At 61.4% G+C, this 19,787-nt stretch carries 16 protein-coding genes; 10 read left to right on the plus strand and 6 right to left on the minus strand.

What is annotated here, in order from left to right; all coding sequences use genetic code 11:
* Positions 1-91: 91 nt before the first annotated feature.
* Positions 92-2,302: an RNA polymerase recycling motor ATPase HelR gene (helR, locus tag ABIB36_RS19455; protein ID WP_502944953.1), complete on the plus strand. Its 2,211-nt coding sequence runs from the start codon at positions 92-94 to the stop codon at positions 2,300-2,302.
* A gap of 20 nt (positions 2,303-2,322) precedes the next feature.
* On the opposite strand, the gene ABIB36_RS19460 is transcribed toward helR, so the two are convergent.
* Positions 2,323-2,568 carry a hypothetical protein gene (locus ABIB36_RS19460; RefSeq protein WP_256895454.1) on the minus strand — a complete coding sequence of 82 codons (246 nt, stop codon included), beginning with the start codon at positions 2,566-2,568 and terminating at the stop codon, positions 2,323-2,325.
* Positions 2,569-2,670: 102 nt separating this feature from the next.
* On the opposite strand from ABIB36_RS19460, the gene ABIB36_RS19465 reads away from it, so the two are divergent.
* Both ABIB36_RS19465 and ABIB36_RS19470 read left to right on the plus strand, forming a co-directional pair.
* Complete coding sequence (locus ABIB36_RS19465) at positions 2,671-3,465, plus strand: HugZ family pyridoxamine 5'-phosphate oxidase (RefSeq protein ID WP_084345372.1); 795 nt, start codon at positions 2,671-2,673, stop codon at positions 3,463-3,465.
* 197 nt (positions 3,466-3,662) lie between these two features.
* Positions 3,663-5,054, plus strand: coding sequence for an NAD(P)/FAD-dependent oxidoreductase (locus ABIB36_RS19470; protein WP_084345371.1), 1,392 nt, complete (start codon positions 3,663-3,665; stop codon positions 5,052-5,054).
* Between the two features lie 28 nt (positions 5,055-5,082).
* On the opposite strand, the gene ABIB36_RS19475 is transcribed toward ABIB36_RS19470, so the two are convergent.
* The 3 genes from ABIB36_RS19475 to ABIB36_RS19485 all read right to left on the minus strand — a co-directional run bounded on the left by ABIB36_RS19475 (position 5,083) and on the right by ABIB36_RS19485 (position 6,968).
* Complete coding sequence (locus ABIB36_RS19475; protein ID WP_084345370.1) at positions 5,083-5,466, minus strand: ArsR/SmtB family transcription factor; 384 nt, start codon at positions 5,464-5,466, stop codon at positions 5,083-5,085.
* An 87-nt stretch (positions 5,467-5,553) separates the two neighbouring features.
* A complete protein-coding gene (locus tag ABIB36_RS19480; protein WP_354562779.1) occupies positions 5,554-6,024 on the minus strand; it encodes a PaaI family thioesterase in 471 nt (156 codons plus the stop codon).
* A 221-nt stretch (positions 6,025-6,245) separates the two neighbouring features.
* Entirely contained in the window at positions 6,246-6,968 is a 723-nt protein-coding gene (locus ABIB36_RS19485; RefSeq protein ID WP_354571668.1) for a hypothetical protein, read from the minus strand.
* Positions 6,969-7,209: 241 nt separating this feature from the next.
* Here ABIB36_RS19485 and ABIB36_RS19490 point away from each other — a divergent pair, with 241 nt between their 5' ends.
* The 3 genes from ABIB36_RS19490 to ABIB36_RS19500 are packed head-to-tail and all read left to right on the plus strand — an operon-like array spanning position 7,210 to position 10,648.
* Positions 7,210-8,685 (plus strand): iron chelate uptake ABC transporter family permease subunit, encoded by a 1,476-nt coding sequence (locus ABIB36_RS19490; RefSeq protein WP_502944952.1) that lies wholly within the window; start codon positions 7,210-7,212, stop codon positions 8,683-8,685.
* Positions 8,682-9,785 (plus strand): FecCD family ABC transporter permease, encoded by a 1,104-nt coding sequence (locus ABIB36_RS19495; protein ID WP_354562774.1) that lies wholly within the window; start codon positions 8,682-8,684, stop codon positions 9,783-9,785. Before ABIB36_RS19490 ends, ABIB36_RS19495 begins: the two co-directional genes overlap by 4 nt.
* Positions 9,782-10,648: an ABC transporter ATP-binding protein gene (locus tag ABIB36_RS19500; RefSeq protein ID WP_084345366.1), complete on the plus strand. Its 867-nt coding sequence runs from the start codon at positions 9,782-9,784 to the stop codon at positions 10,646-10,648. Before ABIB36_RS19495 ends, ABIB36_RS19500 begins: the two co-directional genes overlap by 4 nt.
* Here ABIB36_RS19500 and ABIB36_RS19505 read toward each other — a convergent pair.
* Together ABIB36_RS19505 and ABIB36_RS19510 are read right to left on the minus strand one after the other, a co-directional pair.
* Complete coding sequence (locus ABIB36_RS19505; protein WP_502944957.1) at positions 10,645-13,278, minus strand: bifunctional lysylphosphatidylglycerol flippase/synthetase MprF; 2,634 nt, start codon at positions 13,276-13,278, stop codon at positions 10,645-10,647. The two genes, ABIB36_RS19500 and ABIB36_RS19505, sit on opposite strands and share 4 nt — an antisense overlap.
* Positions 13,279-13,283: 5 nt before the next feature.
* Positions 13,284-14,585: an alpha/beta hydrolase gene (locus ABIB36_RS19510; protein ID WP_354562771.1), complete on the minus strand. Its 1,302-nt coding sequence runs from the start codon at positions 14,583-14,585 to the stop codon at positions 13,284-13,286.
* Positions 14,586-14,782: 197 nt separating this feature from the next.
* Between ABIB36_RS19510 and ABIB36_RS19515 the strand changes: the two genes are divergently transcribed.
* The 4 genes from ABIB36_RS19515 to gnd all read left to right on the plus strand — a co-directional run bounded on the left by ABIB36_RS19515 (position 14,783) and on the right by gnd (position 19,784).
* Positions 14,783-15,199: a BlaI/MecI/CopY family transcriptional regulator gene (locus ABIB36_RS19515; RefSeq protein WP_084345364.1), complete on the plus strand. Its 417-nt coding sequence runs from the start codon at positions 14,783-14,785 to the stop codon at positions 15,197-15,199.
* A 25-nt stretch (positions 15,200-15,224) separates the two neighbouring features.
* Positions 15,225-16,187: a M56 family metallopeptidase gene (locus ABIB36_RS19520; protein WP_354562768.1), complete on the plus strand. Its 963-nt coding sequence runs from the start codon at positions 15,225-15,227 to the stop codon at positions 16,185-16,187.
* A 280-nt stretch (positions 16,188-16,467) separates the two neighbouring features.
* Complete coding sequence (locus ABIB36_RS19525) at positions 16,468-18,159, plus strand: DEAD/DEAH box helicase (RefSeq protein ID WP_084345362.1); 1,692 nt, start codon at positions 16,468-16,470, stop codon at positions 18,157-18,159.
* A gap of 173 nt (positions 18,160-18,332) precedes the next feature.
* Positions 18,333-19,784: an NADP-dependent phosphogluconate dehydrogenase gene (gnd, locus tag ABIB36_RS19530; RefSeq protein WP_354562766.1), complete on the plus strand. Its 1,452-nt coding sequence runs from the start codon at positions 18,333-18,335 to the stop codon at positions 19,782-19,784.
* Positions 19,785-19,787 lie beyond the last annotated feature (3 nt).

Genomic DNA, 19,787 nt, shown 5'->3' on the forward strand with positions numbered 1-19,787 from the left:
CTGAAGCCGAAAGCTGCGGAAAGGGAGGGAAACTCATGCATCTACCTGTACCCGATTTACCACCGATTTCGAACCCATCGCGATTCGAGCAATGGGAGACGGCGGCGTGATCCCCACCACCGACAGTGCCTTCGATCTCTCGGATCGACTCATCGCCAAAGCCCACCCCGCGTTGATCTTGGACGACGAGCAACATTTCGCTGCGATCGCGACAAGCCTCTCGAAATCTATCGCCGACTTGACCGACCGACTCGATTCCGTCCGCAAGGAGACCGGCCGGATGGGCCAGGAACTGATGGAACGCGATTTCGAAATCCACCGACTCACTGCTCGCCTTCGGTCTCTACGCCGATTCGGCTTGGACCTATGTCTCGGCCATGTCGTCGATGCAGAAACACACGAGTCGTCGTACATCGGCAGGCTAGGACTTCTGGACACGGCGGGAAATCAACTCCTCGTCGACTGGCGCTCCCCTTCAGCCGAGCCTTACTTCGGCGCAACACAGGCCAACCCGATGGGGCTGGCCCGCCGGCGTCGGTATCGCTGGACTGGTGGAAGCGTGAGCGACTACTGGGACGAGGTTTTCACTGCTGACGAACTCGAAGGCGAGAATGGGGTGCGCCGACTCGCTGCCCTCGACGATCACTCGGCATTCATAGCGAGTCTCGGCAGTGACAGGTCACACCGGATGCGCGATGTGCTGGGAACGATCCAAGCCGATCAGGATGCGATCATTCGCGCAGGATCGCGCGGGGCGCTCGTCGTCGACGGGGGTCCCGGCACGGGGAAGACGGTCGTCGCGCTTCACCGGGCTGCTTACCTTCTGTACGGCGATGCCCTGGTCGGCCGTCATCGAGGTGGTGTGCTGTTCATCGGGCCGCACGAGGCCTACCTGACCTACGTCGCCGACGTCCTACCGAGCCTCGGTGAAGAGGGCGTCCACATTTGCACCTTGCGGGACCTCGTGTCAGAAGGTGCGTCCGCCGCACTCGAGGAAGACGCTTCGGTCGGCCGCCTCAAAGCGTCGAGACATCTCGTGACGGCCATCGAGTCGGCCGTCAGATTCTACGAGCAGCCACCGACCACGGGAATGGCCGTCGAGACCGACTGGGCCGACCTTTGGCTCGGCCCCCAGGACTGGGCCGAAGCGTTCGGTGCACCCGAACCGGGCATTCCGCACAACGAGGCCCGAGAACAAGTGTGGGAGTTGCTTCTGACAATCCTGACCGACAAATACGACGGCGACGTTTCGGCCAGGACCATCCGAACGTCGTTGCATGAGAACGAGGAGTTGCGCGCTGTTCTGGAGAAGGCATGGATCTTGGTCGAAGCCAACGACCTCGTCGCAGACCTATGGTCGGTACCCGCTTATCTTCGTAGATGTGCACCCTCGCTCAGCGAGGACGACATCGCAACGCTGCAGCGCCCGAAGCCCAAGAGTTGGACAATCTCCGACCTCCCACTTCTCGATGCCGCGCGTAGGCGCCTCGGCGATCCGAATCTGTCACTGAAGCACCGCCGCCGAGCTGCAACCGAAGCGGGCGAACGTAAGCGGATGGACCGGGTTGTGGACGAGCTACTTCAATTGGACGACGACGAAGGAATGATCGCCCAACTTCGCCAAAAAGGCGTTCGAGATGCCCTCGTCGACGACATGGTCCTTACAGATTCCGATTCCCCGGACAGCGGTCACGCCGCGCTAGCAGGCCCGTTCGCGCACATAGTCGTCGACGAGGCTCAAGAACTGACCGACGCGGAGTGGCAAATGCTCTTCTCACGCTGCCCATCCCGGAGCTTCACCATAGTCGGAGATCGCGCCCAAGCTCGCCGAGGGTTCACGGAGTCGTGGCAGGAGCGGCTGCGACGAGTCGGGTTCGAACACGTCGAGGTGTCGTCACTGACCATCAACTACCGAACACCCGAGGAAATCATGACGGAAGCTGAACCGATCATTCGAACCGTTCTGCCGGACGCCAACGTACCGACCTCCATTCGTCGGAGCGGCATCCCCGTCGTGCACGGACGCACGTCAGAGTTGGCTTCGATTCTCGATACATGGTTGGCCCACCACACCGAAGGGATCGTTTGCATCATCAGCGCCGATGCCGCCGGAAGCATTGAACTCCGGGCGAATTCACGTGTTCGCGTGCTGACTCCAGAAACGTCCAAGGGCCTCGAATTCGATCTCGTAATTCTGATCGACCCCGACGCATTCGGGACAGACACCGAGGGAGCGGTCGACCGCTATGTCGCCACGACGCGTGCGACGCAAAAGTTGGTCATGCTCACGACTTCTCGATAACTACGCGAATTACCCCTGCCTCAGCCGTCGTGTTCACTTTTGCGTCGTCGAGCCCGCAGGCGACCGAACTTGATGGCGAAGGCCCCCAGAATCACCAACCACCCGACTGCGAGTACACAAAGCCCCACCGTGGTCGCCGACATGGTCTTGTGGTCATCGGCATATACATATCCCACACCCGCCCATATCGCGGCCACCACAACGAACAACCCCATCGCAGCCACCACGGCCCGGACCGTTCGGTTCGTGCGCATCACCTTGATCACCGGGAGAGTATGCCCGCGATTCGCGCGGCGAAACGAATTTTCCGAGTCGCCTGGGCCACACGAACGTTCACGACGGCCGAACACGCTCCGTAGACTGCGACCATGGCACTCGATCATGGCGATCCCGGCGACGCTCCTTCCGTCCCTCCCCCGTTGGGCGAGTTCGAACCTGTCCGACGGATGTCGGCAGCCGAAGAGGCTCGAACCGTCGCAGCATCGACCAACTCAGGCACCCTCGCCAGTCTGACTGTCGGCGGTGACCCGTGGGCGTCCTACATCACCTATGGCTTACTGGGCGGCTCACCGGTTCTGTGTGTCTCGAACATGGCCGAGCACGGACGGAACCTCGATCACGACCCTAGGGCGAGTTTGTCGGTGGTCTCCCCGGCATCGGTCACCGATCCTCTCGCGACATCGAGAATCACTCTCGCCGGCGTGGTGGAACGACCATCTGGCGACGGGATAACCGCTGCGCGGCAAGCGCATCTATCGGCTGTCCCCGCCGCCAAGTACTACATCGACTACAGCGACTTCTCGGTGTGGATTCTGCGCGTGGAGCGAGTCCGGTGGGTAGGCGGATACGGCCGGATGGATTCCGCACTCGGTGTCGACTATGCATCCGCATCGGCAGATCCGGTGGCGACGCAGGCCGCCGGTGCGCTCACGCACCTGAACGAGGATCACAGCGAGTCGTTGCTCGCAATGGCCCGCGCTATCGGTGGCTACCCGGATGCGACGGAAAGTACGGTCACCTCGGCCGACCGGTACGGGCTGGACCTCGCCGTGCTCACTCCACGTGGGAAGGCGACCACTCGCGTTGGATATGCCGAACCGATTGCCGACGTTTCCGACCTACGCGCGGCAACAGTGGAGCTGGCGCAGCGCGCTCGCGCCTGATGATCCGACGACTTCTGAAGCGATACAGAAGCAAGCAGGTCGTTTTTCGCAGTCGACCTCTGATCACTCGCCCAGGTCAGTGGCACTAACCGTCATGTCAGCGCCCGATTCGTCCTCCGACATGGGAACCTTGCCGAGACACCCCAAACCCGGACCGTTACCGTTGTGGTACATCTCAAATCTCTAGGAGCAGGTTAATGAGCATCCAACCGGTCGAGTCGAAGCGTCATCACGTCGTTGTCATCGGTTCCGGATTCGGTGGCTTGTTCGGCGTCAAGGCACTCAAGAAGGCCGACGTCGACGTCACTCTGGTCGCTAAGACCACCCACCACCTATTTCAGCCGCTTCTCTACCAGGTGGCCACCGGCATCCTGTCCGTGGGCGAAATTGCTCCCACGACACGGGTCATCCTGCGTAAGCAAAAGAATGCAGAGGTTCTCCTCGGTGACGTTCTAGCCATCGATCTGACGGCCAAGACCGTCACCTCCAAGCTTCTCGAACGGGTCACCGTGACCCACTTCGACAGCCTCATCGTCGCGGCCGGAGCACAGCAGTCGTACTTCGGCAACGACCACTTCGCCGAGTTCGCACCTGGTATGAAGACGATCGACGACGCTCTCGAGCTTCGTGGTCGTATTCTCGGCGCGTTCGAGCAGGCCGAATTGTCGGACGATCAGGAAGAGAAGGACCGTCTGATGACCTTCGTGGTTGTCGGCGCAGGACCTACCGGAGTCGAACTCGCCGGTCAGATAGCAGAACTGGCAGATCGCACCCTCGACGGTGCATTCCGAAACATCGACCCCCGTGACGCGCGTGTCATTCTGCTCGACGCGGCCCCGGCTGTGCTGCCGCCCATGGGCGAAAAGCTCGGCCACAAAGCCGCAGCACGGCTCGAGAAGCTCGGCGTCGAGATTCAGCTGAACGCCATGGTCACCGATGTGGACAACGACGGCCTGACGGTCAAGGAAAAGGACGGTACGACCCGTCGCATCGACGCACAGTGCAAGGTCTGGTCCGCCGGAGTGCAGGGCAGCCCGCTCGGGAAGCAACTCACTGATCAGTCCGGGTCCGAGACCGATCGTGCTGGAAGAGTCATTGTCGAACCCGACCTGACAGTCGAAGGCCACCCCAATGTTTTCGTGGTCGGCGACCTGATGTCCGTCGAAGATGTTCCTGGTATGGCACAGGGTGCGATCCAGGGGGCCAACTACGCCGCCAAGCAGATCAAAGCGTCACTGACCGGAGCCGATCCGGCAGAACGCAAGCCGTTCAAGTACTTCGACAAGGGGTCCATGGCCACGGTGTCGCGCTTCAATGCCGTCGCCAAGGTCGGAAAGTTCGAGTTCGGCGGGTTCATCGCTTGGGTCATGTGGCTCGCGTTGCACCTGTACTACCTGGTCGGTTACCGCAGCCGCATCACCACGGTCATTTCTTGGTTCGTCACCTTCCTCGGGAAGGGACGTGCACAGATGGCGTCTACCGAGCAGCAGGTGTTCGCACGATTGGCCATCGAGCAATTGAACTCGATGGAATCGAAACGCTCTTCGCAGAAGAGGATCGAAAAGCAGGAGCAGAAAACCGCGGGCTGACAGGCTCAGCGACGGTGATCACTCGGCGTCATTCGTGCACATGTAGTGCATGGGTGGCGCCGAGTTGGTGCAGCATGCCGTGTACGACGTCGTCGTCGAGTCGGTAGGTCATCTTTTTGCCGTCGCGCTGAACGGCAACCCACCCCTCGTTGCGAAGAAGACGTAGGGCGTGCGAGACGGCGGTCGGCGTCATTTCCAGCGCCGACGCCAGATCGGTGACGCAAATGCCGGGCGCCCGGTGCATACACAGCAGAATGCGCAGCCGAGTCGGATCGCCCAACAGGTCGAAGCGTTGGACCCACACTCCGATATCGTCGACTGCGGCGATCGCCGCACGTGCCTGGGCGACGTTTTCGGGATCGAACGCTCCGACCCTCGGAGACGACATACCGCTGCCGACCGTTTCACTCATGACTGCAAAGGTAGTGCGTCGAGTTCGAGGAGAATCATCGACGCGGCAACGCGGCGCTCCCGCCGCGCCGACAATCTCCTCGTGGGCTCATGTCGCGGCGTTTCCCAGAATTGCCGTGTCGACGATATTGGCGAGCCGAACCCTGCCTTGTGCAACATGCTTTCCAGCTTCGTCGGATATGTCCACCTGCCAGATCTGCTGAGTGCGGCCCCGATGGACAGGGGTGGCTACGCCGGTGAGGCGACCCGAACGCGTTGCGCGGAGAAAGTCCGTGTTGTTGTTGACGCCCACGACGTGTCCGCGGTCACCGAGCCACACGCTCCCGCCGATGCTGGCAAGCGACTCGACTACGGCACAGAGAACGCCACCGTGCATGATCCCGGCTGGCTGGTGGAGCTTGGGCGTCACGTCCCACGTCGCGCGGACTCGATCGCCGGAGACTTCGAGATACTCCAGTCCTAGGGTGCCGTCGAAACCCTGCGCGACCATCTCGGTGATGTCGGCTGGATCGACATTCGTATCAGAAGGAGTTGTTACCTTCGGTTCGTTCTGGCTCATTCAGGCCCTCCTAGGGTGTCGTGGCCGCGCGTGGCGAGCGGCGTGTGATCTCCCCAGAACTACACGAGACCCAGCCGAGAAAAATCGGCGGACCCCACATCCGAATGGATGTGGAGCCCGCCGCGGCAAGGACCGGGAGTCACTGCAGCCCTCAGGACTCCGGCGCGGTCCGTTAGTTCCATATCAGCCTAGGCTACCCTTATTTTATCCGCAAGGGGTGTTCATGACGCTCGCAAGCGAAGTCGTCCGATCGACGCTGGACGCGAACGGACCGGAACTCCGGCTGCAACAAATGCGTCGAGAAGCGCTTGTCCGCGACGAGCACTCGATACTCCGAGCGATCTCGACAACATGGGCACGTGTGTCGATGCGCCGAGTACTGCATCACCGACCAACGACCAGAAGACGCGCGGATCGAGGGGCGCAGAGTCAGCGATCGCCCGAGAAACGACATCGAGGGAAGTGATGCATCGGTGGGCCGTCCAGATCAGCAGCGCTTCCTCACATGGAAGAGTGACCGTCCCCGAAGCCCCTTCGAGGCTGTCGCCGGGCAATACTCTCAGCACGGGCGAAGTGAGCCCCGCCCAGTCGATACCGCCGTCGCTGTCCATGTGAATCCACAGATTGTCGATGCCCGGATCCCACGTACGCCCCTGAAGAACCAACAAGGCGACGACGCGGCCCACGATTGCATGAATCAGCGCGGTTGCCACCTGGATCGCTGCCACCTCGGGAGTCTTCACGTCCTCGAGGGAGCGAGTGACCATCTGCTCCGCACGACCACTTTCGAGGCCTACTGCCAGCTGCCACCAGCGACGCTTCGCCTCGTTCGCCATCGATGCAACCGCATACATACGGGGGTAGGCCGAGTTCAACGCACGAAGGTCGACGCACGCCTCGCCCAGCGGACCGCCCTCGTCGCTGCACGAAAGCGAACGATGCACATCGGCCCAGGCATCGGACGTCGTTGTTACAACTGACACCAGAACACTCCCTTGTTCGAACGACATAACCCTGAAGGGCCACGAGCAATAGGTTAGCCTAACCAATGTACCGAGTCGACACCGCGGCTTCGGTTTTTGTGTGCTTGTACGGATTGGCTAGCCTTCCCGGACGTAGGTAAGGACAAAGGGTTCCGTAACCTAAGCGGCAGAACCTTCAACAAAGTGAGGAGTCACAACTACTGTGACGACGGCCCCATCACTCGGATCGAAAAGTCCGCGTCCGCCTTCGGACGTGAACTTTTCGAGAGAGCAGATACCACGCGGACCTGCCCCGTGGTATCTCCGCGTCGTCGCAGCGTTCGTCGACCTTGCGATTGTGCTGCTACCTCTGGGGATCGGGTGGTCGATCGTCGATTCTCTCCGCGACGACAATGGCGGTGGAGAGGCGGACAGACTCGTCTTCGGCGCCACCTCGGTGGTCGTTGCAGTCGGGCTGCTGCTGTGGAATCAGGGTTTTCGCACTGGGCACGACGGTCAGAGCACTGGCAGGCGATGGACTGGACTCGTAGTCCGTGACTCCACAACCGGAGGACCGATCGGTGTCCGTCGAGGACTCCGTAGGCAGTTCGCTCTCGGCCGCTCGAGCACCGAGGTGGTGCGCGACAAGACCGCATACGCCGAACAGTTCGAACCCGTCCCCCGCGAGAACTCGGTGCAGACCATCCGTAGACGAAGGCTCTTCGGACTTCTCGTTCTGACCGTCGCGTTGGTAGCCGCGATTCTCGCGAGCATCGCCATCGGCGCGAGGCCGCTGACATTCGAGGAGATCGGCAACGCATTGGTGCATTCGACCGGCACCGATACCGACATCATCGTTCGTACCCTTCGCGTCCCGCGCACCCTCCTGGCACTTGTCGTCGGAATCGCACTCGGGATCGCAGGAGCCTTGATTCAAGGCCACACGAGAAACCCCTTGGCCGACGCCGGACTGCTGGGTCTGAATGCCGGCGCGGCCTTCTTCGTCGTGCTCGCCATATATCTCTTCGGATTCAACTCCCCCAGCCAGTATCTTTGGTTCGCCTTCGCCGGTTCGGCATTGGCGAGCATCGTCGTATTCGGGCTGTCCTCGATCGGGACCGGGAAGGCGAGTCCGCTCAACCTTGCGCTCGCGGGTGCCGCTGTCGCGTTCTTCCTGGCCGCCATGACCAATGCAGTGGTGCTGATAGACCAAACCACCTTGGACGGTTACCGGTTCTGGTCGGTAGGCTCGGTTGCCGGCCGTGGGCTCGACGTCCTCTGGCAGGTTCTGCCGTTCCTGGTGCTCGGCGTGATCATCGCTCTCGCCAGTACTCCTGGCCTCAACGTCATGAGCCTCGGCGAGGACGTCGCACGGTCGTTGGGTGTCAACATCGCACTCAGCAGAACTGTCGGCATCATCGCCATTACGCTGCTGACGGGTGCAGCGACGGCAGCGTGTGGACCGATCGCGTTCATCGGACTGGTGGTTCCGCACGTCGCCCGCGTCGTCACCGGACCGGACTATCGATGGCTGGTCCCCTACGCAGGTTTGATGGGCGGCGTGATGCTTCTGATGGCAGATGTCATCGGACGCGTCGTTGTGCGCCCCGGCGAACTACAGGTTGGCATCGTCCTCGCGCTGTTCGGGGCACCATTCTTCATTGCTCTGGTCCGTCGACGAAAGTTGGCGAGCCTGTGACCACAGTGGAATCGAAGACCCCGTCGGCGGAGCAAACGAAGCTGACAGTTCCGTCCAGACCTGGATTCCGGATCGGTCGTCTCTCGTTGGTACGGCGGCCATTGATGGTGCTGATCAATATTGTGCTGTTGGCGGCACTGTTGTTGACGGTGTGCCTCAACATTGGACGCGGAGACTTCCCTCTGTCGATAGGGCACGTCATCGACGTTCTGTTCGGTGGCGGCACACGAATCGAGCGATTCATCGTGATGGACCTACGATTGCCGCGCTCTCTCACCGGGGTGCTCGTCGGAATGGCTCTCGGTATGTCCGGTGCCGTGACGCAATCCATTTCGCGAAACTCACTCGCGAGTCCGGACATCCTCGGCATCACCGCCGGCGCCAGTACTGCAGCCGTGGCACTCATCGTCCTCGGTGGCGGTAGCACCTTCGCCGGCGTTCTCGCGACCCTCGGGTTGCCGCTCGCCGCGCTCATCGGAGGAATCGCCACCGCGGCGGTCATCTATGCACTCGCATGGAAGCGCGGCGTCCAGGGATTTCGGCTGATCCTCGTCGGAATCGCGATCAATGCCATGTTGACAGCGTCGATCGGATGGCTTCTGATCAGTGCCGACATAAACGACGTGTCGCGAGCTCAGCTGTGGCTCAACGGCTCACTGAACGGTGCAGACTGGGACTCGGTGTGGCCGGTCATGAGCGCTGTGCTCATAGTCGGCGGCCTGACCGTCGTATCGACTTTCACCCTCGGCGCCCTCCGCCTCGGCGACGACAATGCTCGATCACTCGGCGTGCGACTGCAATTGCGCCAGGCAGCACTGCTTCTCGCTGCGGTAGCGCTCGCGGCCATCGCAACGGCCGCTGCCGGCCCCATCGGGTTCGTGGCGTTGGCAGCCCCCCAGATCGCGCTGCGGCTAGTGAGAACACCCGGGCCGCCGATCATTGCGTCGGCGATCCTGGGTGGGCTACTCGTCGTCGGCAGCGATCTCATCGCGCGAACGATACTGCCGGTAGAGCTCCCCGTCGGCATCGTGACCTCCGCACTCGGCGGACCGTTCCTTCTGTACCTTCTCGTCCGCAGCAATCGAAAGGCCTCCGCATGACCGCCACCGATCTGCCACGTCTCGTCGCGGAGGATCTCACTCTCGGGTACGGAGACCGCATCGTCGTAGAGAATCTCGACCTCGAGGTTCGCACCGGTGTGATCACCACGGTGATCGGACCCAACGGGTGCGGCAAATCGACTTTGTTGCGCGCTCTCGGCCGGTTGCTCAAACCGAAGTCGGGCAGGGTTGTTCTCGATGGAAAAGCGATCTCGACGATGCGCACAAAGGACGTCGCACAGGTCCTCGGGATGTTGCCGCAGGCACCCGTTGCGCCGGAAGGCCTGACTGTCGCCGACCTCGTCTCGCGAGGTCGCCACCCCCATCAGTCCTGGATTCGACAGTGGAGCTCGGACGACGAGTCCGAGGTCGCGAACGCCCTCGAGCTGACCGGAGTCGGTGATCTGGCCGATCGGCCGGTCGACGAACTGTCCGGTGGTCAGCGCCAGCGGGCTTGGATTTCCATGGCGCTCGCACAGGGCACGGATATTCTGCTGCTCGACGAACCGACCACCTATCTCGACCTGGCACACTCGCTGGAGGTTCTCGACTTGATCGACCGACTCCACGAAGACCTGGGCCGCACCGTGATCATGGTGCTGCACGACCTCAATTTGGCCGTTCGGTACAGCGACCAGATCATCGTCATGTCCCAAGGCAAAATTGTCGAAGCAGGTCGCCCCCAGGACGTGATCTCGGAGAAGCTTCTACTCGACGTGTTCGGCCTCGAAGCAAGAGTGATCGAGGACCCGGTGTCCGACCGCCCTCTCATCGTTCCTATCGGCACTCGACATGTCTACGGCGCCATAGGCGGCCCACAGAGGGAAGCGGTCGCCACGGCCTCGTTCTCCTCGGAGAGCTAACGCTCGATCATCGTTCGAACCAGTCGATAGCCCTGCCCCAGCGAGACTTCGGGTAGATACGCCCGCCCGACTGCATTTCCGATGCTCGGCAATGCCGCTGGATCGGCGAACGTCATATGCATGGACTCGTACCTGGGCTGGAATTTCGATTTGAAGGCGAGCAAGGACCTGAATCCGTACACGGGTTCCAGGGTCCTGCCCAGTACGTCGAGCAAGCGATCGAGCAAAGTCGAGAAGGTGGACGCATCCGTCGAAGTTTCCGTGCCTCGGCCGTCGTCGATCTTGGCCAAGGGTGCACCGGACAAGCTCAAGAACCTCACACCCTCTTGCTCCAGAAGCAGAGCGGCCGATGCGATGAGGAATTCCATCGCCGGTCGAAAGCCTTCGGCGCGGCGACGCATGAAATCGAGAGTCCAACCGACGATCTCGCCGTTCTCGTATACCGGCATCCACGAGGTGATTCCGTGAACGGTCCGATGCTCGTCCACAGCGATCAGGCATCGGACATGTGGATCGTCGACTTCTTCCAGGCCTCCCAGGGTGAAGCCCATTTCGGGCATCCCTTTATCGGCGACCCATTCCTCCGAGATCGCCGTGATCTGGTCGGTGATGGCTAGCGGAGCTTCGGGGAAGCTGATCCACTCCGCGACCACACCCGCCTTCTTCGCTCGGTTCAAGGCGGTCCGAACGTCTTGGAATCGTTTACCGGTGAATGCCAAATTCTCGAGGTCGAGGATCGTCTCCTCACCCACCTGAATGCCACCCCACCCGATACTGTCGGTGATCTCCCGCACCTGAGGTGTCACCGAGTAGAAACACGGAATCCAACCGTTCTTCGACGCAAACTCCGCGAAGTCGACGACGTTGTCTCGCAGTCTTTCTCGTGGCCCTACTGGATCGCCGGTGGTCAGGGCTACGCCAGAAATGACGCGATACGCAACATAGCTCCGCGCATCGGGCGAGAACCAGTATTTGTTGCCACGCCAGGTCGTCATCCACGACAGCGCGCTGCCACTGCTGGTTGTCAGCAATTCCTTGGCCCGTTCGGTGGCGTCGGTGTCGACGCCGTATGCAGGGGTGAGAAAGGTATTGAGGACAAGTACGCACAGTGCCGCCCAGAACACGACTCCGGTCCATTCGAACAGCAACGTGGTCGGAATGCTCTCGGGCAAGAACCGTGGCTCGAGCCACTGGAGATACACCGGTGGGACCAACCTCTGCGGGAAGTCCGCGAGCAATCCGAGGATCGAAGGTTCGTTGTCGAATCCCCCGCGCGCCACGAGGCCGCCCAGAACATACAGAACAGCCAGTCCCACTGCTGATCCGACGACGGCAAAGCCCCAAGTGCGGTAGGTCCCCTTCGGCGCTGATACATCGAAGAACTTGCGCGTCAACAATAGAAGAACGAGAACCGCAAGCGGCAGGAGGAACGGAACAATTGTGCGGTACGCAGTCGGCGACTCGAGACCGTAGAAGACGGACTGGTCGTCTCCCGATTCGACGAATCTGATCGCAAAGTTGGCCACTGACAGAACCAGCAGTACGATCTGGGCGAAAACTGTTGCAGTCCAAGCGAATTTACGACCTCGCCGCAGTCCGTCGGCCAAAAACAGCAAGAAGATCGATGGCATGAGAGAGAGTATCGTCGGACCCACTCCACCCAACCGCAACTCCAGAAGTCCGGTACGACACTCCGGGTCGGTGGGTGAATCAGCACAGATTTCGCGTACCTCGGCAGCGGTATAAGGAACCCCGCGCACGACGTCGCGGAGCACCGCGAACGGGCCGACGGCGTCGGGACTCAAGGCAGCGATGACCGGACCGAGCGCACTTGCAGCCACGATGAGCGCAACGAGCACACGACCTTCGCGCTGCGTACCAGCGAGCCGCGGGCCCCGCGCAGACCTGCCCACGATCACTGGACCGAGCAGCAATCCGACCACAGCGGACGCGAGGCGAATGACATCTTGCAAATGCCCACTGAACAGCGCCAGCGTGACCAACAACGCAAACAATCCCACGCGGATACGCCGTCGCCACAAGGTGTCCATGCGAGCGCTTGCCACCATGACGACACCCACGATCCACGTCGTAGGCCCGATAGCGGTTCCGACATGCAGCCGAAAACCCCAGTCCGCGTCGAACATCTTGGCCAAGGCTGCGACTCCGAGGCCTAGCAATGCACCCAGTACCTGAGTGAGCAATGCAGCTATTGCAAACTTGACCGAACCTATCCTTCGTTCGATCGGAGCGGCGGCCACCAGGATCGCAACGATCGCCACTACGTACCCAAGGACACCGGGCGCGACAAGCCCGGAAGTCAACGCTGTCCATACCCGGAACTCCTCGAACGGCATGATCCCGACGGCGAAGTCACGATGAATCATGTTGCGCCCGAGGCTCGCGCCGAGAATGCCGAACATCAAGACGGCGGTCAGCAATCCGAAGCTGACGGGCGCTCCCTTGGCACCGAATACGATCAGAGACCGCAGTCGTACGAGTTGTCGTACCGCTTTGTGCCACGCCGTCGCTGCACGAAGTCTTCGTCGATCGAACCAAGACGGGGTCGAGGGAGTCGTGTCCGGCGCTGATGCATCTGCCGATGGGACCTGTTGGTTGTCTTCGGAAATTTTGCTCACGAGATCAGTCCCACTCTCTGCATCAGCCACGGTAATTGCTCTTTCAGACCTTCGGACCAGACGGCGAAACTGTGACCGCCCGGCACCTCGGCGTAACGGACGTCCATCCCTGCTGCCTGAGCGGCCTCGTACACCGCCTTCTGTCCTGGCTTGTAGTCGTTGTCGTCAGCTCCGACGACGAAGGCGCCTCCAGAATCGGGAAACCGTCTCGTCTTCATCAGATCCATCGGATTGACTGCCACGAATGCTGCGTCGTTCCCCCCGAACACGTCGTTCACAGTTCGGTTTCGATCGCCGAGCGTCGGCTCGAGCTGACCCGACAGATCGAGAAATGTCGGATAGACATCAGGAAAATTTGTGGCCATCTGCAGTGAGCACGTCCCGCCGTACGACAATCCCCCGATCGTCCAACTGCGCGGGTTCGGATCGACTTGGAGCGCGGATGTAAACCAGCTAGGCACGTCCTTGGACAGGTACGTCGCTACATTTCCCAGGGGCGAATCCACGCAGAGCGGATTGGCAAGCGCTGAGCCAGTGGCGTCCGCGACCACGACCACCGGCGCAAGACCGTCGTGGTCGCGCGCAAATGCGTCCATCGTTTCGGTCAGCTTGCCCCCGTTCAGCCAATCTTCGGGCTCCCCCGGTTGGCCGGCAAGGAGCACAAGAACCGGCAAGAGTGGGCGCGGATCGACGAAGTAGGCCGGCGGCAGGTACACCTGCGCATCTCGCGCGCTGAATTCCGAGGCAGTTGCCGGAATGGACACCGAGGTCAGTTTGCCGGCGGACGGCATGTCGGCCGGAAGATTCCAGGACTTGTCCAGTGGATCGCCGGTGATCACGCTGGGTTCTGGTCCGGGTAGATCCGAGAGGGAGATTCGATCGGCCGAATCGACTCCGAACACCGTCCCGACCGTGGGATATGCCGAGAACACCAGGTTTACCTGCATGGATGCCACGAGAACGACCAGTAGCGCAGCGAGAACCGACACTGCTCTACCCAGCAACCCCAACGCCACCATCGTTCTGGGCACCACCAGCAGCAATGCGGCAGTTCCGACTGCGATCCATACGTAGATCTCGACCTCGATCGGATCCGGAAATGGCCGCCACACCTTCTCCACGACGTAATAAAGAGAGAATCCGAACACGGAGGCCACCACGATCACGATCGGTACCGCGCGCAGGAGGTACCACCGTCGCCTCGACACCAGTAACCACAGGGCGCCGAGGAGGCCGAGAATCGACACCAAGATCGGCGTGGTGCCGCTGATCAGTGAAAGAGACGCGATCGAGTGCACTCCACCCCTTCCTGCACGTCGAAGACTGGACTTCGATGAAGTTCTGACATCACTGCAGGATAGGCATGTCGCGATACGAAATTGGGACTGTCGATGAATTCGCCACGCAACAAGTTCCACCACGCTGCAATTGAGATCACAGAGTTACTACATGGAGTAGTACGCATTTGCGTCGGACTACCCGTAGACTTGGTGGAATGGCAGGTCTAGGCGAACTCGAGCGTGCAGTAATGGATCATCTCTGGGATTCCACAGAACCACAGACTGTTCGACAGGTGCACGAGGCGCTCGCCGCACATCGTGAACTGGCGTACACAACGGTGATGACCGTGCTCCAGCGGCTTGCCAAAAAGCAGCTGGTAGTTCAACAGCGCGATGACCGAGCGCACCGCTATGCCCCACTTCACAGCCGCGATGAGTTGGTTGCGAGCCTTATGGTGGACGCTCTCGCGCAGGCACCCAAGTCCGGTGGACGAGCCGCAGCATTGGTTCACTTCGTCGGCCAAGTGGGGGCAGACGAAGCAGCGGCTCTCCGAGAAGCGCTGGCGGCTCTGGAACTGGCACAATCGGATGTACATTCGACATCACACGTCGGAGCGCCGCAATCCGATTGACCCCTGCCATCGGTTAGTGAGGACCATGAACTCCACCACTGCGCTGGTCTTCGCGGTACTCGCACTCCTTCTTGCAGGTCCCGCTCCTGCTGTGTTCAGTCGTGCAACATGGCCCTACCGCGCGCCGCGTGCAGCTCTCGTCCTCTGGCAAGCAATTGCCATCGCTGCGGTGCTCTCGGCGTTCAGCTCGGGGTTGGCCATCGGTGGCCTACTGTTGGTCCCCGGTCCGGACGGCCGTCCAACCACCGCTCCGACAGATGAAATCGAAGCACTTGGCTTGCCGTTGTGGATCCTGTACGTGGTGGTGCTGGCAATCACCCTGAGCATCGGCGCCAAGCTGGTGTTCTCCTTCGTTCAAGTATTCGTCCGAACACGGCGTCGGCGGGCTCGACATCGCGTTTTGGTCGACCTGCTCGATCGCAGCAGTGACTCCGGACGTCCGTTCCCAGGCGTGCGTAACGCGGATATACGTGTTCTCGACGCCGTGGAACCGATCGCCTATTGCCTCCCAGGCCTTCGTCAACGCGTGGTGCTCAGCGAGGGTGTGTTGACCAACCTCAACAGGTCCGAGATCACGGCAATCCTCAGTCACGAACGGTCACATCTACGTTCTCGTCACGATCTCGTCCTCGAGGCGTTCACAGCAGTCAACGAGGCTTTTCCACGCATAGTCCGAAGTCGATCCGCACTCGGTAGCGTGCAGCTGCTCGTCGAACTGTTGGCCGACGACTCCGCCGTCAAAGTCACCGGGCCAACACCGCTGGCTCGGGCACTCGTGACGTGTGCCGGATCGACCGCTCCGCGTGGTGCACTTGCGGCAGGCGGCCCTAGCACCCTGATCAGGGTGCGGCGTCTCGGTGGTGCTCGCACCGACATCCGCATCAGTATCGCCGCGTACCTCGCCGCCGCGATCATTTTGGTTCTGCCGACAATTTTCGTCGCGATGCCGTGGCTCGACGAACTTGGCCGGCTCCTCGGCTCGAGCTAGCCGTGTCGTTCGGTCGTGGAAGTAGGACAGCTCACATATTTCGAGTCGATGAATCGAAGAACGGTCGCGTACAGTAGTCCTAGGTCGCCATCGCGGCCTAGTAATTCGATAAGGCACAAACAGCCCCACTCTGCGCGAAGTTCAACTGCGCAAGGATGGCCAGGTGACAGTGCCCTGGCTCGTCTCTATGTGATCTAGCTGTTTTATGTGCCCTTCTCCTGCGGGTGTTTTCTCAGCTGTGGCTTCGTGGCGTGCCCGTAATCCGGAGAGGTTCTACTGCGTGACTCACGCTGTTTCGACTAGTACACCAACTACACCCACCGCCGAAGAAGTACCGACCACGGTCGTCACCTTCGCCGAGCTCGGACTTCCCGAGGCGGTAGTGGCCGCTTTGGCCCGCAACTCCATCACCGTGCCTTCGCCGATCCAGGCCAAAGCACTCCCCGACGCGATTGCCGGGAAGAATGTCCTTGGACGTGCACAGACAGGTTCGGGTAAGACCCTGGCGTTCGGTCTTCCGATCCTTGCTCGCCTCGCACAGCACACGGACAGGCCCGCAGCCAAGCGTCCTCGCGCGCTGGTGCTGGTTCCGACCCGTGAGCTTGCTTTCCAGGTCGTGGACTCCCTGCTCCCCTACGCAAATGCGCAGGGTCTTCGGTTGCTTGCTGCGGTTGGCGGCACGCCGTTCAACAAGCAGGTCGAGCAGCTTCGCCGAGGAGTCGACGTTCTCGTCGCGACACCAGGGCGTCTTGCCGATCACCTACGCCAGAGCACCTGCATTCTCGACTCCATCGAGATCACTGCCCTCGACGAGGCCGACCAGATGGCCGACATGGGTTTCCTTCCCGAGGTGCGCGCCGTTCTTGCGGACACACCGGCCGATGGACAGCGAATGCTGTTCTCCGCCACCCTCGATCGTGAAGTCCAGTCACTCGTTCGCCAGTTCCTCCCCGATCACGTCGAGCACTCGACGCAGGACGGCAAGGCGAGCGTCAACACGATGGATCACTACATGCTGATGGTCGATCGCGGCCAAAAGGATGTCGTTCTCTCCGAGATCGGTGCCCGCGACGGCAGGACGATCATGTTCGCTCGGACCAAACTCGGATGCGATGGCATCACCGACCGCCTTCGCGCTCTCGGCATCGCTGCAGAGTCGCTACACGGCGGCAAGGCACAGAACCAGCGCACCCGCGTTCTGGAGCGTTTCAAGGCCGGGCGCACGCCTGTCTTGGTCGCAACGGACGTTGCGGCCCGAGGAATTCACGTCGATGGAATCGATCTGGTCGTACACGTCGATCCGCCCGCCGACCACAAGGACTACCTTCACCGCGCGGGCCGTACCGCCCGTGCCGGCGAAAAGGGCACAGTCGTCGCGATAGTCCTGCCGAACCAGCGTCGACAGGTTCAGCGTCTGACCGGCATGGCTGGAGTCAAGGCGACTTCGGTCAACGTCGCACCAGGCTCGGCCGAGCTCAACAGCATTACCGGAGCGAAGAAGCCCACGGGCGACCCATTGCGCGCCGAAAGCAGTGCCCCCAGGGACCGGCGCGACAGCCGCCCTCGTACCGGCGGCTACCAGGGTGACCGCCCCCGTACCGGCGGCTACCAGGGTGACCGCCCCCGTACCGGCGGCTACCAGGGTGACCGCCCTCGCACCGGCGGCTACCAGGGTGACCGGTCGACTTCAGGTGGATACCAGGGCGATCGGTCGAGTTCGGGTGGATACCAGGGTGACCGTCCTCGCACCGGCGGCTACCAAGGTGACCGTCCCCGTACCGGCGGCTACCAGGGTGACCGACCGAGCTCGGGTGGATACCAGGGTGACCGTCCTCGCACCGGCGGCTACCAAGGTGACCGTCCTCGTACGCAGTCGACATTCGTCCGCGAAGAGTCGAAGACGAGCGGATTTCGTAGCCGCACCGATCGCCGCTCGTACGACGGCTTCGATGGGCCTGCGCGCGATCACTGATAGCTGATCTAAGTCGTTAAAAATGGAGGGCACTGCTTCGCAAGAAGCAGTGCCCTCCATTTTTGGTTGCTGCGTCCGTCTGAGCTCTGTCCGGCAACAAATTTCGCTGACTGGATCGAGGCGATGCGCGTGCCTGGCTTTCGTTTGTGCGCTCGGCAAGGAAAGCTGTACTCATGACCTCAGCAGTGGACTCGTCAGAACTCGCCCAGATAGGCGTCACCGGCCTTGCAGTGATGGGCTCGAACATCGCCAGGAACTTCGCGCATCACGGCCACACGGTTGCGCTTCACAATCGCAGTATTTCCAAAACGGATGCACTCCTCGAAGCGCACGGTAGCGAAGGCAAGTTCATTCGCACCGAGACGATCGAAGAATTCGTCGCCGCACTGCAGAAGCCTCGCCGAGTCTTGATCATGGTCAAAGCCGGCGAGCCGACCGACGCTGTGATCGAAGAACTCGCCGGTGCCATGGAACAGGGTGACATCATCATCGACGGCGGAAACGCACTCTACACAGACACGATCAGACGCGAAGCTTCACTGAAGGAGCGTGGACTGCTGTTCGTCGGCGCAGGAATCTCCGGTGGCGAAGAAGGCGCACTCAACGGCCCGTCGATCATGCCCGGTGGTCCGGTCGAGTCCTATAAGGCACTCGGCCCGCTCCTCGAATCCATTGCGGCACAGGTGGACGGAACACCGTGCTGCACTCACATCGGCCCGGACGGCTCCGGCCACTTCGTCAAGATGGTGCACAACGGCATCGAGTACGCCGACATGCAGTTGATCGGCGAGGCGTACAACCTGTTCCGTGACGCGCTGGACTACTCACCCGCCAAGGTTGCGGACGTATTCACCGAGTGGAACAAGGGTGACCTCGAAAGTTACCTGGTCGAGATCACAGCGGAGGTCCTTCGACAGGTCGACGCGAAAACTGGCCAGCCGTTGGTCGACGTCATCGTAGACGCTGCCGAGCAGAAGGGCACCGGCCGGTGGACGGTCAAGGCCGCTCTCGACCTCGGTGTGCCGGTGACCGGTATCGCCGAAGCCGTGTTTGCACGCGCACTCTCCGGCTCGCGCACGCAGCGCGAGGCCGCTGTGGGGTTGGCGTCGGGCGCACTCGCAGACAAGCCGACCGATGCCGAGCAGTTCACACACGACATCAGTCGGGCGTTGTATGCATCCAAGATCGTTGCGTATGCGCAGGGGTTCGATCAGATCGCGGCAGGCAGCACCGAGTACGACTGGAACCTTCACCCGGGTGATCTCGCCACGATCTGGCGCGGAGGCTGCATCATCCGTGCACGCTTCCTCAACCGAATCAAAGATGCGTACGAAGACAATTCCTCGCTTCCGAGCTTGATTCTCGCGCCGTACTTCCGTGACGCGATCGAAGACGCAATCGACAGCTGGCGCCGCGTCGTCATCACCGCGGCGTCACTCGGTATTCCGGTGCCTGCCTTCGCCTCTTCGCTGGCCTACTACGACGCACTTCGCGCCGAGCGGCTCCCAGCCGCCCTGACTCAGGGCCAGCGAGATTTCTTCGGTGCGCATACCTACGAGCGCATCGATTCCGAGGGCAAGTTCCACACGCTCTGGAGCGGTGACCGAAGCGAAGTTCAAGCCTGAGCT

Origin of the sequence: Rhodococcus sp. UYP9 (genome assembly GCF_040547235.1) — a bacterium.
Taxonomy (GTDB): Bacteria; Actinomycetota; Actinomycetes; order Mycobacteriales; family Mycobacteriaceae; genus Rhodococcoides.

Excerpts from the sequence above, each read along its gene's own strand:
- helR (WP_502944953.1), top strand. The coding sequence starts at position 92 with ATGGGAGACGGCGGCGTGATCCCCACCACCGACAGTGCCTTCGATCTC.
- ABIB36_RS19465 (WP_084345372.1), top strand. The coding sequence starts at position 2,671 with ATGGCACTCGATCATGGCGATCCCGGCGACGCTCCTTCCGTCCCTCCC.
- ABIB36_RS19470 (WP_084345371.1), top strand. The coding sequence starts at position 3,663 with ATGAGCATCCAACCGGTCGAGTCGAAGCGTCATCACGTCGTTGTCATC.
- ABIB36_RS19475 (WP_084345370.1), bottom strand. The coding sequence starts at position 5,466 with ATGAGTGAAACGGTCGGCAGCGGTATGTCGTCTCCGAGGGTCGGAGCG.
- ABIB36_RS19480 (WP_354562779.1), bottom strand. The coding sequence starts at position 6,024 with ATGAGCCAGAACGAACCGAAGGTAACAACTCCTTCTGATACGAATGTC.
- ABIB36_RS19500 (WP_084345366.1), top strand. The coding sequence starts at position 9,782 with ATGACCGCCACCGATCTGCCACGTCTCGTCGCGGAGGATCTCACTCTC.
- ABIB36_RS19515 (WP_084345364.1), top strand. The coding sequence starts at position 14,783 with ATGGCAGGTCTAGGCGAACTCGAGCGTGCAGTAATGGATCATCTCTGG.
- ABIB36_RS19520 (WP_354562768.1), top strand. The coding sequence starts at position 15,225 with ATGAACTCCACCACTGCGCTGGTCTTCGCGGTACTCGCACTCCTTCTT.
- gnd (WP_354562766.1), top strand. The coding sequence starts at position 18,333 with ATGACCTCAGCAGTGGACTCGTCAGAACTCGCCCAGATAGGCGTCACC.